We start from the raw sequence: 19,066 nt of genomic DNA on the forward strand, positions 1-19,066 counted from the left end.
TGATTTAAAATAAATTGATTCCCATGGCTATCAGTATGAGCACAACTGCCCAACCTGCAATTTGTAGTAATACCGGATGTTTGTAATTCCCCATTAGTCTGGATTTTCTGCTCACAACCAATAGGATGGAGAGAGCAACCGGGAGCACAAATCCGTTGAGCGTTCCTACAAAAATTAACACTTTAACAGGTTTCCCAACGGCTAGAAATACAACAGTTGAGATCAGAATAAACAGAATGGTGAGGTATGTGTGGTATTTTTCAAGAAGCGGATGGAATGAGCGAAGGAACGAAATGGATGTATAAGCTGCCCCAACTACCGAGGTAATCGCTGCGCACCAGATCATGAGTCCGAACATTTGTCTGCCGAATGAGCCAGCCGCACTTTCAAAGACAGAAGCAGTAGGATTTTCGGGATTGATGACTGCGCCTGTCATGATGATACCCAGCGTTGCCAAAAAAAGGAGGTAGCGTATGGATGCGGTAAGTAAAATTCCTGTGGACGCGCTTCTGTTTACCTGCGGTAATGCTGCCTCTCCCGAAATGCCTGAGTCAAGGAGACGGTGTGCCCCTGCAAAAGAGATGTATCCACCCACTGTACCACCAACGAGGGTCAGCGTGGCAATGGGATCAAACTGTTCCGGTAAAAAAGTGTGATGGACAGCAGCTGCCAAAGGCGGATGCGATGTGAATGCAACATACAAAATGAGGGCGATCATGAGTAGTCCAAGGATTTTGGCAAAGCTGTCCATCGCTTTTCCTGCTTCTTTGAATAGAAAAACACCAATTGCCATGGCTGCGCTGCCAATTGCCCCCACATGTACCGGAATACCTGTCATAGCTTCTATACCAAGACCAGCTCCTGCTACATTACCGATGTTGAAAGCAAGTCCACCGATCACGATCAGGCATGCGAGCAGGTAACCCAAACCCGGGAATAGCGCATTGGCAAGATCCTGTGCATGTTTTCCGGACACGGTTATAATTTGCCATATGTTGTACTGAACGCAGAGGTCGATCAGGATTGAGATCAGGATGATGAAGCCAAAGCTGGTCGTGAGCTGCTGGGTAAACACGGTGGTCTGCGTAAGAAACCCAGGCCCAACAGCCGAAGTAGCCATCAGGAAGGCAGCACCGAGCAAGGTTTTAGAAGTAGATTTAGCCATATATTTTTAAAATGGGACACAAAGTGAAATGGGACACAGAGTTTCACGGAGGTTTGAAGAGATACACGGAGTTTATGAAGGGAGACTTAGAGAAAAATTATCCTCTGTGAACCCGCACGGCGTCCCCTCTTTTTAACTCTGTGAATCTCTGTGTAATTTTTGTTTAATCATTTTTCATTTCATAACACAGAGTTTCGTGGTGGTTAAAAAGAGACTCACGGACAAGAGCTTCAAATTTTCCTCTGTGAACCCGCGCGGCGTCCGCTCTTTTTATCTCTGTGGCTCTCTGTGTAATTTTTGTTTCCTCAACTTTCATTTAATCCAAACCCTCCGCCGCCCGGAGTTTCTATTAGCAATACATCACCGACTTGTGCTTCAAAACTACATATACCAGGCAGCTTCAATGTCGTTCCGTTCGTCTGTAAAGTATGTTCACCGCATTTGCCGTTCTCGCCGCCTTCCAGGCCATATGGTTCATATTTTCGGTGCTGACCCAACAACGTCACCTGCAAGTTTTCCAGAAATTGGACCTTTCGTGTGATACCATCACCACCTTTGTACTTGCCCTTTCCACCAGAATTTTTCCTGATTCCGAATTCGAGCAAACGCACAGGATATTTGCGTTCGAGTTGTTCGGGATCGGTGATGCGGGTGTTGGTCATATGCTGGTGAACGGCTGATCGTCCGTTGAAATCGACACCGGCGCCCGTTCCGCCTCCTATGGTTTCGTAATACCCGAAAGCTTTATTGCCGAACAGGAAGTTATTCATCGTTCCCTGGCTGCAAGCGGCAAGCTCAAATGCTTTAAGCAAAGTATCTACTAAACGCTGGCTTACTTCGGTGTTACCACCAACCACGGCCGGACAAAGTAACGGATCGTCGGAAAACTGAGGATGCAGAAAGCTGTTCTCCGGCAAAATGATTTCTACATGCTTCATCAAACCATCGTTCAGCGGTATTTTTTTGTTTACCAAAAGTCTTAAAACATATAGAATGGCACTGTGCAGAATGGAAATATTGGCATTCAGATTATTCGGATGCACAGGCGAGGTTCCTGTAAAATCAAAGATTTGCTTGTTGTCATTAATAGAAACCGAAACCTGAATCCGGTGATCATCATCCAGAAATTCTACTGCATGGAATGTTTTGCCACGAAGCGGTAACAGGGTTGTTTTCAACTGCGAAGCGGCACTTGCTTTTAGCAAGTTCATGTATTTTTTTATGGTTGAAGATCCATGCGTTTCTGCAAGTTTCAGTAGCTGTTCACTTCCTTTCCTCAGCGCCGACAATGCTGCCAATATATCGGCTTCATTAGACATGAAGTTCCTTGTCGGATAAGATGCCTCAGTGAAAAGCTGGTTCAGATTCTCCCATTGAAATTCACCGTTTTTAACCAGATATTGAGGCAGGATCACAACACCTTCTTCTGCAAGACAAGTCGCATCCGGCGGCATGGAGCCGGGTGTTTTTCCACCAATTTCGGCATGATGTGCCCGGTTGATTACGTATCCCAAACATTCCCCTTCATTGGTAAAAACACCTGAAAGTAATGTAACATCAGGCAAATGTGAACCTCCGTATTTGGGATGATTGGTGATGACAACATCTCCCGGACCAATTTCAATGGCGTCCAATACAAGCCTGCCGCATATTCCCATGCTACCCAGATGTACGGGAATGTGCTGTGCATTGACCAGAAGATCGCCTTCTGAATCCAGTAATGCGCAGGAAAAATCGAGTCGTTCCTTCACATTCACCGAAAATGCTGTCCGTTGTAATTGCGCGCCCATTTCTTCGGCAATTGCCTCAAACCGATTGGTGAAAAGCTGCAATGCAACCTCTTCTTTATCCTCCGTAATGTGGCTGCCGCTTTGTGCCAGATTGAATGCGGAAGCGTCTTTATTCGACTGGATGATCAATTCCCAATTATCGGGTATGAAAACAGTGGAAGTATTGTTCAGCAAAATCGACGGACCATTGATACGATCACCGGATTTTAGAGCATCCCATTCATAAATATTTACACTGGTTTTATCAGCTGAAAACTCGGGTTGGATCTTACGTATAGGAGCTGCCGGATCGCCAGACCGCAACTGAGGATTTACAGGCTGAACTTGTGCTTTTTCCTGAACTTTAATCTTGATACTTTCCAGTTCAACGGGAATGTTTTCAGGATAATAACCAAACTGATTGCTATATAGCTCACGAAAGCGGTCGATTGTTTTAGCTCCCTGCCATGCTACATCAATCGCATTTTCCTGTCCTGTAAAACGAAGAAAAACCGAACAAAACGCAATCTCGTAATCTTTGATTTTCTGTTGAAATAATATATTTTTTGCCTGAATGATCAGTTCCTCATTCCAATTTTCAACTTGTGCTTTGGCGTTTTCCCAGGGTTGTAAAACTTGTTTGGATACGATCGTGCTCACCAGTGATTCGCCAATACCGACTGCACTGAAAAGCCCTGCATCGTAGGGAATGATCACATTTTTGATATCGAGTAAATCGGCGAGCTGGCAACTGTGCAAACCTCCCGCACCTCCGAAAGTGATTAATGCATATTCCTCGGGACTAATGCCTTTTTCAACGGATATTTTACGTATCGCATCCGCCATTTTCTCATTGGCAATGCGTTCCAGACCAGTTAGTATTTCGTAGCCGGTCAGTGAATTACCTGTTGAAGTTTCAATTTTAAGTACCAGTTTTTCCAGTGCTTCAATCGCCTTATCTATTCTGATTGGTATTCCGAATTTGGCGGGATCGAGTTTCCCCAATAAAAAATTTACATCGGTGATCGTAAGCGGACCACCGGCTCCATAACAGGCCGGTCCGGGGGAAGCGCCTGCACTTTCAGGTCCTACTTGCAAAGTGAAACCATCAAACCAGCAAACAGATCCGCCCCCTGCGGCCACTGTTTCAATGGCCAGCGTTGGGTTGTGAAACTCGATGCCATCAATTTCTGTAATGTATTTCAACTCCGGTTCGCCGTCGATTCTTGCTACATCGGTGCTGGTTCCGCCCATATCGAAAGTGAGCACTTTCTCAATACCGAGTTGTCTGGCTTTGTTTGCAGCCGCAACCATTCCGCCGGCCGGTCCGCTGAGCAGACTATCCTTTGCACGAAATCCGGCAAGCTCGGCAAGACTGCCGGTGCTGGTCATGATTTTCAGACTACCGGCTTGCAATGTATTTTTTATGTTGGACAGATATGTATCCAAAACCGGATCCAGATAAGCATTTACAATAGCAGTCTGGGTCCTTCTCAGATAATGAGAGAACGGAAAAAGACTGGCTGATGTAGATACATATTTTGAACCGGCTTGTTTGAAAGCATCTGCAACTGATATTTCGTGTTCGTCAGATTTATAGGAATGCAATAAAGAAACCGCGACAGACTGGAAATCTATTGCATCAAGTTCAGGTATGTCTAATTGCTGTATCGTGTTCCCGTCGGCATCAAGTCTTTCGTCAATTTCCAGCACATCGCAATACAATACACGGGGTTCGGGAATATTGAGTTGAAACAGCGAAGGCCTTTGCTGGTTGCCTATGTAAACCAGATCTTTAAATCCTTTTGTCACAACGAGCAGGGTTTTTGCACCTTTTCTTTCAAGTAAAGCGTTGGTTCCCCTGGTCGTTCCGAGCCGCATGTCTATGGGAGGAAGTGGTTCGTTGAGTGCTGTTTTTGTCAATAGTCTTGCAGCCAGTACAGGCGCTTCTTCATTGGCGTAAAGCTCAAAATCCGTCGCTTCTGCGAAGTCTAAATCCGTGTCAGCAGTAAGTGTACTGTTGCCATAATCTATGGAGCACAACTTTGCTGTAACGCCATTAATCTGCAAATGATAGCCAGCAAGAACGCTGCTTTCGTGTAACCAGGGCGCTTCAAATCTGAAAATAAACGGAGCTGCTTTTTCAGTAACCCTTCCCCTTAGACGGGAGGAGCTAAGTACTTTGATACGCAGTGTTTCCCCGGAAGGAGCTGTTGCGAGGCAGTCGGTGAAGGTACCTCCGGTATCAATATTTATTTTCCAGTTTGGATTGCTAGAAGTTGCCAAGTTATTTGGAATAACGATTACAAATTTATCAGATCAGTCTTGCACGGAAATCCCGGTGATATTCCCGTGGCGACTTCCCGATTGTTTTTTTGAAAACCCTGTTGAAATTCGTTACGTTATCAAATCCTGTTTGATACGAAACTTCCGAAAAGCTATCGAATTTTCCCGAAACAATCATTTTACATGCTTCGTTTACCCTCAATTCATTGAGGAAACTGACGAAGGTTTTGTCAGTATGTTTTTTGAAATAACGGCAAAATGCCTGGGGAGTCAGACTGGCTATTTCCGAAATCTCGTTCAAAGAAATATGATTCTTGTAATTGGTAACCAGATATTGAAAAATCTGGTCCATACGGATACCTTCTACTTCCGAAATGATGTGCTCGCTGTTGTTGGTAGCCAGCGGTTTCATATTTCTTACAGTAGAAAACAAATGAAGCAGTGTGATAAACGACGCTACCCGCAGGCTGTCTTTTGTTTTCATCACTTCTGAGATCGTCGCCTTTATTAAATCAGCAGAAGCCTCTGGTATTTGAAATCCGTTATGTAGTCCGTCCACAAACTTCCTGATCCCGCTCATTTCCGGAAGGTTCAGGATGTTGTTGGTAAGTTGGGTCGGATTAAAAAAGATGGATACTGAATGAATTTGCTTTCCTTCGTCCGGATCAAAATAGATCTCGTCGTTCTTGAAAATATGTGATTGATTGGCTCCGATAATGTATACATCACCAGATTCAAAACGCTGCATGTAATTTCCTGCAACAAGAATTCCGGTACCCTCTATGACCCATTCTATTTGTACTTCTCTATGCCGGTGAAGATGGTTGTAATAATGCGGAAGGATGTCTTCCTGCACCACAATGGTGTTTTCTTTGGAAACAGGAATGGTGAATTGTACAACTTTCATCTGGCTAATACGGTGGTTCTTGGTGTCTGAATCAAAATTGGTTTGTTAAAATATAAAATATGATCAAAATTTACAATGAGATGATAAATCTGGTTTCTTAATTGTTAAAATATGATAAGTAAGTGTGCGTATTTTACCAATTTTGCGCTAATTGTTGATTTTGATGTGAGGCCAATTTTGTTCATCCCAGTCTAATTTTTCTACACGCAGTTTCGACCGGCCTTTGTCTTTGGCGTCATATCCGTGGAAAATTAGGTAGTCGGTGTCATCGAAAGTGTATACTGAATTATGCCCGACACCGTGCCAGTTTGCATCACCTTGTAAGAGTAATGTTCCTCCACCTTTGGTCATCGGTATGTTGTCCTTGTCCAAATATGGACCTGTAAGTTTTTCTGAACGCCCAACCCGCATTTTGTACGTGCTGTTTTCTCCTTTGCAGCACAGGTCGTATGAGGCAAAAAGATAATAGTATTTCCCTTTCTGGAATACAAACGGAGCTTCAATCGCGCCATTGGCCGGAGGAGTTCGGGGAACGCTGGCGATGTTATGCCATTGCTGTGGATTGGTTTCAACGGCGGTGGCGTCATCTGTAAGACGGACAAGTTTTAAGCCATTCCAGAACGAGCCGAAGCTAAGCCAGGGTTTTTGATTTTCGTCCAGTATAAAATTGGGATCAATCGCATTCCATTCATCTCTTCCTGTAACGGATTCAATAACCTTTCCATGATCCGTCCATTTGAATTCGGGTGAATCAGGATCCAGCGTTGCATTGGTAACAAGGCCTATGCAGGATCTGTTTTTACCAAAAGTTGAAATTGAATAATAGAGATAGTGTCTGCCCTGAAAAAAGGAGATGTCTGGTGCCCAAATGTGGCCTTTGAAACCAGGAACTTCTTTCATTGCCCATTCGGGAGGAGAACTGAAAACCGGTTTTTCTTTTTTCCAGTCTTTCATATCTTTCGACGACCAGGTGCTTATACCGCGTCCTGTGGCAAAAAGGTAATAAGTGCCATTCTGCCGGATCATGACGGGATCATGAACGGGGATGTCCTTTTGCAAAGAATCCTGAGCGCAGGAAATTTTCGCGCTCAGGATTACGATGAAGATAATAGCCAGATGCTTTATCATATTTACTTCAACATTATTTTTTGTGGAGCTCCGAAAAGCATTTCACCTACACCGGAAGTTTTTACACCAATTCGTGCATACACATATTCCCGACCGGCCAGGGCAGGGGATAATGTCGCAGTTAAAGTAATTGGTTTTGTAAGATCCGTGATCGCTGCGGCCAATTGCTGAGCATTACCGCCATTGTTGTTTGGATCCACGATCATGGTGGTGCCCACATACAGGTTTACACGCTCCAGTGTTCTGGAAGTATTCACCTGCTGTAAATTGAAAGTAGCGGAAACTTTCCCTTCGCCTTTGGAATAGGTATCATTGCGGAAGATGAAATAAGGTGTTACCGGTACGTCCAGCTCCTGGGTTCCACGAAGTGCAACATTGATGGTGTCGGTATTGTCAACCCAGGGACCATTTCCACGCAACCGAACGAGTTTGTAATCGCCGTCGAAAAGCGAAGCGGAAAATGTTCCGTCCTGATTAATGTAAACAGGAATTTTGGTAAAAAGCTGATAGCCACTTTGCCATATCTCCAGCTGCACGCCATTGGAGCGGACACCTACTGCTTGTCCATCGTGCACGATACGTCCCTTTAAAACCGATTTTGGTTCTGCACGATTGTCCTTTTCACAAGAAGTGAGTAAGCTCGTGGCTACTAACGCTCCCAGGAAAAATTTGAATGAGAATATGATTTGCTTTTTCATAGTTTCAGAATTAATGGAAAGGATTCCGGATAATTTTAGGATTGTTGTCTATTACAACCTGTTCGATAGACGAATAGTAATTTCCCATCTGGAAGAATCGGGGCGCGCGGAATCGGGGCGCAACCAACTTGTCGAATACGTACTTGTTGTGTGTTGGATGGCCCGGACGAATAACGCGATAAGGATACAGTGCGTAAATTACTGCGTCCGGATTGTTTGCATTACCGTTCCAAACTTCATGTGCTATTCTCCATCTTTTTAAATCCCAAACGCGATGGTCTTCAAAGGCAAGTTCAACACGTCTTTCATTCTGAAGCCTTTCGATGGTAAGCGCTTTTAAGCTGTTAGCACCGAAACCTGCACGTTCACGAACAACATTAACATACTTAATCGCGTCTGCGGTTTTTCCGGTTTCGAGTGCAGCCTCACTTGCGTTGAGATATATTTCTCCCAGGCGGTACCTTACCCACCACATATCGCTCCGGATACCACGCGTGCTGGACATAGCAGCCTGATCTACGTACTTTCTCAGGTAAAAGCCTGAATTAGTCACTTCTGTTTGTGAGCGCTGAGGTCCTGAGGCGCCGGTCAGCAATCCGCCATCATCATATGTGGATCCAAGTGTATTTGACTCCACATTCTGGAAGCTGTTAGAAGCCGCGTTCCATACTTTTACACCAGCCTGAATCTGCACAGGTGTGCCGCGGAAAGAGGTGCCGGGATAAATGACAGTACCATATAACCTTGCATCCTTATTGGCAAATACACCCTGTAGGTTGTCATAATAGATGTAATCGGTATTGCCTGCGTTCCTGATCTTTAATTCACCAGAGGTTCCATCCAGATATTCGTAATCCTCAACAAGGTTCAAAGACGGCGTAATGGAAGATGACGACAGGTTGTCCTCACGCACGTTACGGGCAATGTTGTCATAAGTGAAACCATGTCTTTTATCTTTACTTACCAGGAAATCCTGTGCAAGTATTACCTCTCTGTTCGCAGTTTTTTTAGTGATGGCTTCATAAAAGTTCTCTCCTACATTCGGATTGGTATTGTAAAGCTGGTAAACGCCGCTATTGATGATCTCCTCCGAAGCGGCGAGTGACTGCGCATAATAACCTGCTGCTCTGGATGCCGGTATACCCACTTCTCCACCCGGAGTAGAAATAGGGACGGCCATACGACTGTTGTATTTGGCAATAGAAGCTGCGTAAAGCATTGCACGGCTTTTCAGTGCCATGGCAGTATACTTGTTTGCACGCGTGTTGCTGGTGCCGTTACCGATGGTTTCTTTTATGGCATCAAGCTCCGAGGCAATGAAATCGTACACTTCTTCTTCCTTGTTGCGTGGCTGCTGTAATGCTTGCGGATTCCCGTCAAAATTGTATATCAATTGTTGAGTGATAATTGGAACCCCTCCCATTCTTTTTACCAGGTCGAAATATACCTGCGCACGCAGGAATCTGAATTCGGAAGAAAATTGTGCCTTTTGAGTAGCGGATAAAGATGTACCAAATTTATCCATATTTTCCAGAGCAAGGTTTATATCTCTGATCAAGGCATAATCCCACAATCTCCATCTCTGAAAAGCGTACGAGACAATATTGTTTCTTGCGTCGTCATTATTAGACCACATGGCCTCATCATAGGCGGCAAAATCCTGCCATCCCTCTTTATTGGGAATGTTGACGTCTGTTGTCGACCCGTGGTTCAGATCTGTATGATATGGCAGACGATCGTAATAGTTTGCCAGTAAACCCGTGATCATTTTGGAGTCGTTCCAAACCTGATCTTCCAGAATGATGTTTTGCGGCTTTCTGTCGAGCCATTCCTCTGCGCATCCCGAGAGTATCAGGATGGAAAGGGCAAGAATATATGTTGATAATTTGCGCATAGCTGATTCGAATTAAAAAGTGATGTTGAAACCTGCGTTAAATAGCCGCTGCTGTGGGTATACCAAGGCATTTCCGGACGAAATTTCCGGGTCGATTTCATATTTCTTTACGTTATCAATTGAGCACAAATTGCTGGCGTTTACATAAACGCGTAGTCCGCTACTGCCCAGTTTTTTGAATACTTTTGAATCAAAAGTGTAACCCAGCTCAATATTGCGAAGACGGATGTATCTCACGTTCGTAATCCAGAAATCGCTCTTGCGGAAATTAACGTGGCTCGAATTGTCTTTGCGTATAGCAGGGTAGGTTCCCGGAACCCATTCGCTATTCGGATCGAAGGGATCGGCGCGGTGCCAGCGATCTTCCAGCATAAAATGCGGAGAAGTTCCGTTGTTCTGATATGGTATTTTCAATTCCCAGTTGCGTTGGAAACTTTGTAGTGAAGCACCTGCAAAATCCATGAACAAAGAGAAACCTTTGTACGAGAAGCTTGTGTTTAAAGCAAAGCTCAGGTAAGGGTTGGCTCCTTCTGCAAAACCGATAGGACGTTCGTCAAGGTTATTTATAATACCATCGCCATTGACATCTTTGTAAATAAAGTCTCCCGGCAATTGCGTTCTGTTACCCTGTTCGTCATTGTTGATCGGATGGCTGTCAATTTGTTCCTGAGACTGGAACTGACCAACTACCTGATATCCCCAGTTGATATTTCCCCAGCGATCCACATAAGAATCACGGTATTCGTTGTAGGAGTTACCAAAACGAGGCTTGTAAAAGTCCAGGTCACGGCGACGTGAAAGCGTAGCATTGGCACCAATGGTATATTCAACCTGTCCGACTGAGCTTTTGTAGGTCAAGACACCTTCTACGCCTCTGTGCGTGTCGCTGTTCAGGTTTTCATCTGGCAGGGTATAACCTACTTCTGATGGCAGCAGAACGTCATAGCGTGCTGCGGGAAGTCCTTCACGTTTTCTTTCGAAAATATCAATTTGTCCATTCAATTTTCCATCCAAAAGACCAAAATCAAGACCTATGTTTGTAGAAACGTTGGTAATCCATGAAAGCGTGGTGATCGGCAAACCCCTTGGACGAACACCAATGTTGTACTGTCCGTCGAATATTGCACTTCCCTGTAAGAAGTTGTATCCTGGCAAATAACTGAAAGGAGCAACAATAAACGGATCGTTTGGAAGAGTAGCGTTTCTGTCGCTACCTGTACGTCCGTAAGAGGCACGAAGTTTCAGGTTACTTAATACGTTTTTAAGTTTTCCTTGGAAGAAATTTTCTTCTGAAATTCTCCATCCGGCAGATACTCCGGGGAAGAATCCAAAACGTTTGCCCGCAGCATAGAGGAATGATCCGTCATATCGGCCTACACCCTCGATTAGGTATCGCTGCTTGTAGTTATAATTAATTCTCCCAATGTATCCTGCACGTGCTTCTGTATTCCACTCATCGATAAGCAAATCCTGATTTGCAAATGACATCAGTGGGATGTAATTGTTAGGAGGAACAGTGTGTACAACCAGATTGGTATGCACAAGGTCCGACTGTTCGTAAGCAGCAACAGCAGAAATTTCGTGATCACCGAAGGCTTTGTTATAGCTCAGTTGGAACTGTGCAAAGCGGTCAACCGTATTCCGTTTGCGGCGTTCTCTCCATGGGTTTTGGTTACCTCCACCCGGAACTACATTGTAAGCATCATTTGCTGCGTCGTAGGTGTAGGCATCATAAGTATACTCAAAACCATCAAAATCATGATTGCGATATTGATAGGAGTATGTTCCTCTTGCTTTTAAACCAAACGAGAAATCATATTCAGCGTAAAAGTTTCCTTTCACTACACGATCAATCTCATCAACATACCCCGTGATAGATTTTTTGTAAGTAGCAGGGTTTACGTTTACATTATGTGTTTGATTGATGTATTTCGGATTATCATTCGCATAAGGACGCTCGGTAGGCCACATGGTGAAAATACTGAGGAAGGGATTGAAGTAATCATCAAGCCCTGGAACACCAGCCTGTTGGCGGTCTTCCAAACGGGCGCTTATTTGTGCTCCGACTTTTAACCTTTTTGTAACACTTGATTCAATGTTAGCCTGAATATTGGTTCTCTTGAATTTGAAATCCTCAATCAACGCATCCTGACTCAAATGTCCAACAGAAAGGAAATAGCTAATTTTATCGGTTCCGCCGGAAACATTGGCATTCAGGGAATACTGAGGTACGTTCGGGCGCATTACCATTTTGTAGTAGTCGAAACTCTGGTAGCCCTTTTCTGTTCCTGCTTTCCATTTTGCAAGTTCTTCTGGAGTAATCGAAGGCGTACGCCCCTGGTTTACGTCCGATTCCACAAGTCCGCGCATGTGCTGATAAGCATTAGCCGGTTTTGGGTAGCGGGTGAAGTTCTGTAAACCGTAGTATCCTGAAATGTTGATGCGGGCGGGACCGTCACCTGCTTTTCCTCTTTTGGTAGTTACCAATATAACACCATTTGCAGCCCGCAAACCGTAAATCGCAGCCGAAGCATCTTTTAGAATGGAAATACTTTCGATGTCGTTCTGACCCAGGTTATTAAAGTTTGCTGCGTCCGATGGTATACCGTCGATTACATACAGGGGTGTTCCCAGATTCCTGATTTGAATCGAGGTTGCGTTACCTGGACGTGCATCTGCTTTTCTGGCAGTGATTCCTTGCACACGACCTACAAGGGCATCTGAGGTTCCGACAGACGGTGTTCTGATCAGGTCCTTAGCCTGCACGTTGCTGATTGCACCTGTTACAGTTGCAGTTGATTGCGTACCATATCCAACCACCACCACTTCCGTCAGTTCTTCACTGCTCGGCTGTAAGGTGATATTGAAACTAGTTTGATTGCCAACGGTCGCATCCTGAGACGTGTAACCAATGAAGGAAAATGTCAGCGTTTGCGTATTGTCCGGAACAATCAGGCTGAAACTTCCGTCGCCATCGGAGGTTGTACCCACCGTTGACCCTTTCACAACTACACTCACACCCGGAAGCGGCGTATTTTTTTCGTCAACAATCTTACCTGAAAGTGTCTTGTCGATAACTTTCATCAGTCTTACTTTTCGGGTGGTGCTGCCCGGAGTGGCTGCACTAAGCAGCTGGGGGGCAAATGTTCCGGAAATGATCAGAGCAATGCATCCTCTGAAAAGTCCCGGGAAGAGATTTCGTCTAAGTTTAAACATAAAGTGATTTGGTTAGAAGCTGAATTGGAAACATATTCTCTCTTTTTTACTTGTTTTATTTCATAAAATATTGTTTTAATTATATATTTATTTTGACATGGCAATACGATTCCCGGCCACCGGGGTAGATGGTCACAAACGTCAGGAGAGTAATATGTTCAGCATATCAGAGCTTATTCTTTCTGATATGCTGAACGGTATTTGTTTAAATGTTAAAAAATGATTGATAAAACCACTTATTAACAGACACTGTTTATTGTTTTACAACTTTCATTACACCGGTCATCAGTCTCCAGTGACCAGGGAAAGTACAAACGTATGGATAGTCACCTGGTACATCAGGTACCACAAACCGCAGGCGGAATGTTTGGCCAGGATTCACAAGTGGTGATGCTGCAATGATCTGCGGAATAGAAGGAACATAGTTTTTCTCTGCTCCGTCTTTCGCAGTAATCATTTTGTCAGCTGCTGTACCAATGATATTGGTTGATTTTGGTTTTCCAACTACGATGTTGTGCTGCATCGCATCCGGATTTTCGAACACGATTTCCACTGTTTTACCTGCAACTGCCGTAAACTCTGTGATATCGAATTTCATTTCTTCACGAATCGCCTTGATTTTCACGATCTGTACGTTCGGATCCACAGGAGCTTCTTCTTTCAATCCATATGATTCCAAAAGTGTATTGAAACGTGCGCTCAGGTCTTCTGGAACATCATTTTTGATTGAAGCAAGAATGGTTTTATCCGCATCCGATGGTTTTTCTTTTCTGCGTGGGTTCCATGCGCCAAGCACACCCTTCAGTATTGCATTACGTCCCTGTGCATCAAGTGTCTGAGATGTTTTGATCAGATCAACAACTTCGCTTCCGCTTGCATAAGATGTGTAGCCACGTGTAGCACGTTCGAGGGCGAAGTCGGACAAACGATCCAGACGGCGCACTTCAAATGATTTTGTCAACGTGTTGTTTTTGAAATCATCCTTCTCCGGAACCACGTTGTCCTGATCGATGGTCGCCGTTACATTTACTTTGCCTGCTTCATCAGAAGTAAAGTTGAAAACGCTCTTCCATGGGCCATTGTTTCCTTCGGTAAGTTTGATGGTTTCACCTGGTTCTATCCCGTTCATCAGCTGCTTGCTGATGTAGTTGCTGTTCAATGAACGGCTTCTGATTCCAACATTTACAACAGGAACAACTCCTTTCGGCACCGCTACACTTCCCTGGTTGGTGATCTCAATGGTTACACGAGCATTTTCACGTACATAAGGTGTAGCCGGGTCAATGGTAATGTTGGTAATTGCCAGTTCGGCAGTTCCCTGCACAGTTACTTTGCTAGCACCGTGGTTGCTGTGGTCCATACCTGCATGCGAAGACGCTGCTGCTTTGGTATCTGTTTTTGCAGATGACTGCGATGAACCAGCTTTGCTTGCACGCTGAGCAAGATATTTTTTCATCAATTTGCCATCCTGCGCATTCAATACGGCTGCAAAAGCATCCGGCATCCAACGATCGTCAGCCTGAGCATAAGTATCAAGCAATCCTAAAATAGCAGTTTCTACTTCGGCAGTATATGGTATTTCAGAGAAAGCAAGCAACGAATTAAGTACTACAAGTGCATCTTTATCATGCAATGCATCAATCGCAAGTAGTGTTTGTGCAGAACCGGCGGTGCGTGGCAATACCTGAACCGCAGTTTTACGAACGTCATTGGATGGATGTTTCAGTGCTTCGGTAATGGTAGCAAGCACGCTTGCATCACCAGTTGCATTCAATCCGTGCAAAGTCCACAATGCGTGAATTGCAGCAGTATTCAAACCTACTTCGTCTACTGATTTGTCTTTTACCAGCTCAACCAGTTTGGCAACCACATCTTTGTTTCCGCGTTCCACAAGCAAACGCTGTGCGTGTCTTCTCCAAAGCATGTTGGTGTTTTTCAAAGTCGCAACCAGTTCATCAGGACGGCTTTTGCTTAATGAAAGCGGCTTGTAGGCAGGTGCTTTTTTGTAAGCAACACGGTACAAACGACCATGTGTGAAATCTCTCAAAGGCGTTTCATATGCATTTCCCTTTCCGTTTTCAGCACCTTTTGGAGTTGGGTTATGCTGGATAATGTAGCTATACCAGTCTGCTATCCACACAGCACCATCAGGACCTACTTCTGCAAATACAGGAGCAACCCATTCGTCGGCACCGGCAAGCAGGTTGAAACCCAGTTTGTCTTCAAAGTCCGTTCCTTTTTTCTCCATGAAGTTCTGATGCAGGATGTGTCCTGTTGGCTCAGATACGAACGCTACTTTGTTCCAGTACTTTTTAGGATATGCACGGGCAGTGTAGAAATTGTGACCTGCGGCTGCTGTAAAACCTCCGAAAACGTCAACCTGACGTACTTTCTCTGTGATAGGCTGCATGTCTTTATGCGTATCTGTACTGCGGCTTCCATTGTCTACACGGCTTTTTCCGAAGTAGCGGTTAGGAATGGCACTGTACCAGCCGTGCGAGTTGTTGGCAGTGGAACCGAAAAGATCACCAGCTTCATTGAAACCAAGTCCCCAAGTATTATTAGAAGTTTTGGCAACCACTTCCATGTCAGAACCGTCCGGTTTGAAGCGGAACAGCGCTTGTCCAAAATCAAGAGAATCGCTTTTGCCTGCTACTCCTTTAAATCCTGAATAACCAACTGAACCATATACCCAGTTGTCAAATCCGTAATGAAGGTTAGATGGTCCGGCGTGCGTATCACCCGTTCCGAAACCTGAGAAAAGAATTTTCTTAACATCAGCCTTGTCATCACCGTCTGTATCCTGCAAGAAAAGCATGTGCGGAGCCTGAGAAACGATCAAACCTCCGTTGGCAAATACTAAGCCGGTCGGGATACTCAAATCATCAGAGAACTTCGTGAACTTATCTGCTTTGCCGTCACCATTGGTGTCTTCGCAAATCAGGATGTAGTCGCTTCCACCTGTATCTTTTCTTTCGTTAGGATAATCTTTTGTAATCAATACGAACAATCTGCCGCGCTCATCCCAGGTCATAGCGATCGGGTGCATTACATCTGGTTCGTGTGCAAAAACGTCAAGTGTGAAATCAACCGGAATCTGAATGTGTTTGACAGATTCTTCCGGTGAAAGTGGTAATTGTTGCAGCTGTTGTCCAGGGCGTTGTTCGTAATTAGGAAGTACAGCAGGGCGGTATTCAAATGGCTTTGGCGCCAGTGCAGTCAATGCATTCTTAGCATCATCATTCACTGCCCACAGAATTCCTTTCTCAATCAGATCCTGGAATCCTTTGGTAGCCCATGTACGTTCATCGTGACCATAAGCTGTGTAGAATACGCGGCCTTTTCCATGTGTACGCACCCATGTATAAGGTTCGTTGGCACGTCCGGGCTTGTCTTTTTCCTGATCTGCCTGTACCAGACGTTCGGTAAGTACGATGTTGTCTGGTTCAAGGAGTTTGTGAAGATACGTTTCATCCACCGTTTTGAATGGCTTTACACCAGCAATAGCCGGATGATCAGGTTTCGTCCATACAGGTTGAATCGTATCAAAAGTATGTCTCCAGAACTGTCCACCCATCAACTTAACAACCTCAGGATTGTTGCGGAAACAGTAAGATGCACAGTGAACAGGAATGAAACCTTTGCCACTGGCTACGAAATCAAGCAAAGATTTCGCCTGTTGCGGCGCAATAGAATCCCAGTTTGCAAAAAGCATCAGGGCGTCGTATTTGCCAAGTGTTTCCGGGTTCAGGTCTTCAAGATCATCCGTGTAGGTGAAGTTGAATCCCTTTGGTCCCAAGGCCGCCATCAACTGAGGAAGACGTTCGGCAGGCTTGTGGTGCCCCACTTTGTCTCCCATAAACAGGATTTCCAAACGGCGCGCCTTTTTTGCGTCTTTTGTAGATTCTGCCGTCAAAGAAGCCTTTTGGGAAGAAGGTTGCACGGCACATCCAAGCAGGACGAGACCGAATAGAAAGGATAAGGCTTTGGTTTTCATTTAAATAGTTTAAAATAGGTTTTTGTCTTCTTTACTTTCTCTTTAAATATCCCAGTTCGAAACGTCTTGAAAATCAAATAAATAATTGTCGTTATACTCTATTTCGAAATCTGTGAGCATTTTTAAATACTCTTCTTCAAATGTGTGTTTCTTGTGATGACTTTCCTGATTTATAATGTATTTGATAACTGCATCAACGTGCGAGCGGCTGTACGAAAATGCAGAGTAACCTCTTTGCCAGTTAAATACTGATGTTTTGTATCTTTCTTTTAAAAATTTGTTGGATGATGTTTTAATTTCTTCCACTAAATCAGGCAACGATACTGTTGGATTATACCCAATAAAAATATGTATATGATCCGGCATTCCGTTTATTGCCAAAGGTTTACATTTATTGTTGTTGATAATGCCTCCTATATAAGCGTACAACTCGTCTTTCCAGATCTTTTTAACCAAACTCTCTCTTCCCTGCACAGCAAATACCAGCTGAATGTATAATTGAGTGTAGGTATTTGCCATGGGATGATGAAGTGATTTGGTTGTTACATATTGATTTCGTTGAGTATGTTAATATTCTGGTTCGACGTTGAGCTATTTATTTCGGTGCGCTGCACCTTAGGTTAAAGCCTGCTGTATTGTTTTTTCTACAAATATTTCGGTGCTCTGCACCTTTCATAACCTGATCGACAGGTGCAGGGCACCGTGCTAATTGCGGTCCGCCGCGCGGTAGAAAACGATATGCTTGACTAATTCTTTAAGGTGCAGAGCACCGCAATAAAAACCAATCAAACATTTCAATTTCAAACGTTCTTAAAATCAGGCAGCTGAATCAAAGCTCCGCCTTGCATCGCCGACTCATGAGCCAGAATCCCAACGCTTGTCCAGTTTGCAGATTGGGCTGCATTCGGGAAAGGTTCGCGGTCTTCTATCAATGCCGTGATGAACTCATGTGCCAAATGCGGGTGCGAACCTCCATGACCACCACCTTGTACGAATGAAAGGTGGGAGTTGTCGTCCAAATCATAAACGCCCTTTCCTGTGAAATGCTGAATTTCCTTCGGAAGCAAATGTGCGTAATCAGGAGTTGGTACGCGTTCTGCGATTTCGTGTTCTGGTTTTTTCGCAGTGTGGATTACCGGATCTTCACCTTCGATCAATGGCCACTCAAAAGATTTTTTGCTGCCATATACTTCAAAGCTTTCACGGTACTGACGTGCAACATCGAATAAAGAACGATACACGTAAGCAGACAAGTCGCTGTCTTTAAACTTAATATGAGCAGATTCTACCGCGAAAGGAGAATTGTGGATTTTCACAAGATCTTCGCTGATAGTCCCTGAACCGAAGCAGGACACATACTCAGCTTCCAGTTTAAGCAAACCTGCAACCGGGCCCACGCAATGCGTTGCATAGTGCATTGGAGGCAACCCAGGCCAGTAGTCAGGCCATCCTTCCATATCCTGCTGATGGCTCGCTTTCAGGAACTGAACTTTACCCAATTCGCCGTTTTCGTATAGCTCTTTTGCAAAAAGGAATTCCCGTGCATAAACCACGGTTTCCATCATCATATATTTTTTACCTGTTTCTTTAACCGCTTTTACAATTTCAAGGCAATCTTCAACACTAGTTGCCATCGGAACGGTACAGGCAACGTGTTTCCCAGCCCGCAATGCTTTTAATGTTTGCTCTGCATGGTTAGGAATAGGGGAGTTGATGTGAACCGCGTCTACATTCGGGTCAGCCAGAAGATCGTCATAGCTGGAATAGCGAACATCAATACCGTATTGGTCACCCACAGCATTCATTTTAGATTCTGTACGCTGGCAAATCGCATACATGTTCGCATTTGGGTGCTGCTGGTAAATAGGGATAAATTCGGCTCCGAAGCCAAGACCAACAATAGCAACATTAATTTTCTTCGACATATTTATTGAATTGAAAATGATGAATTTAGGATGAAGAATGATATTGTACCGTGCAAGCAAAAGGTCATTCAAAATGCACAA

Annotated in this window: 10 protein-coding genes; all 10 read right to left on the reverse strand. The window is 44.4% G+C overall.

All coding sequences use genetic code 11. The annotated features are described in order from the left end of the window. Positions 1–4: 4 nt before the first annotated feature. Positions 5–1,165, reverse strand: a complete 1,161-nt coding sequence (locus LZG71_RS24620) for an NRAMP family divalent metal transporter (RefSeq protein WP_233824965.1) — start codon at positions 1,163–1,165, stop codon at positions 5–7. Positions 1,166–1,470: 305 nt separating this feature from the next. Continuing rightward, the gene (locus LZG71_RS24625) at positions 1,471–5,220 is read right to left on the reverse strand and encodes a hydantoinase B/oxoprolinase family protein (protein ID WP_233824967.1); all 3,750 of its coding nucleotides are present in this window, start codon (positions 5,218–5,220) and stop codon (positions 1,471–1,473) included. A 28-nt stretch (positions 5,221–5,248) separates the two neighbouring features. Next, on the reverse strand, positions 5,249–6,127 hold the full coding sequence (locus LZG71_RS24630; protein WP_233824969.1) for an AraC family transcriptional regulator: 879 nt from the start codon (positions 6,125–6,127) through the stop codon (positions 5,249–5,251). 147 nt (positions 6,128–6,274) lie between these two features. Beyond that, on the reverse strand, positions 6,275–7,255 hold the full coding sequence (locus LZG71_RS24635; RefSeq protein WP_233824971.1) for an arabinan endo-1,5-alpha-L-arabinosidase: 981 nt from the start codon (positions 7,253–7,255) through the stop codon (positions 6,275–6,277). A gap of 2 nt (positions 7,256–7,257) precedes the next feature. Beyond that, the gene (locus tag LZG71_RS24640; protein ID WP_233824972.1) at positions 7,258–7,953 is read right to left on the reverse strand and encodes a DUF3823 domain-containing protein; all 696 of its coding nucleotides are present in this window, start codon (positions 7,951–7,953) and stop codon (positions 7,258–7,260) included. A 10-nt stretch (positions 7,954–7,963) separates the two neighbouring features. After that, positions 7,964–9,847: a RagB/SusD family nutrient uptake outer membrane protein gene (locus LZG71_RS24645; RefSeq protein ID WP_233824974.1), complete on the reverse strand. Its 1,884-nt coding sequence runs from the start codon at positions 9,845–9,847 to the stop codon at positions 7,964–7,966. Positions 9,848–9,859: 12 nt separating this feature from the next. Next, positions 9,860–13,063: a TonB-dependent receptor gene (locus LZG71_RS24650; protein ID WP_233824976.1), complete on the reverse strand. Its 3,204-nt coding sequence runs from the start codon at positions 13,061–13,063 to the stop codon at positions 9,860–9,862. A 253-nt stretch (positions 13,064–13,316) separates the two neighbouring features. Beyond that, a complete protein-coding gene (locus LZG71_RS24655) occupies positions 13,317–17,060 on the reverse strand; it encodes a PVC-type heme-binding CxxCH protein (RefSeq protein ID WP_233824978.1) in 3,744 nt (1,247 codons plus the stop codon). A 42-nt stretch (positions 17,061–17,102) separates the two neighbouring features. Then, a complete protein-coding gene (gene tnpA / locus LZG71_RS24660; RefSeq protein ID WP_233824980.1) occupies positions 17,103–17,579 on the reverse strand; it encodes an IS200/IS605 family transposase in 477 nt (158 codons plus the stop codon). Between the two features lie 281 nt (positions 17,580–17,860). Next, on the reverse strand, positions 17,861–18,985 hold the full coding sequence (locus tag LZG71_RS24665) for a Gfo/Idh/MocA family protein (RefSeq protein ID WP_233824981.1): 1,125 nt from the start codon (positions 18,983–18,985) through the stop codon (positions 17,861–17,863). Positions 18,986–19,066 lie beyond the last annotated feature (81 nt).

Origin of the sequence: Dyadobacter sp. CY312 (assembly GCF_021390535.1) — a bacterium.
GTDB lineage: Bacteria > Bacteroidota > Bacteroidia > Cytophagales > Spirosomataceae > Dyadobacter.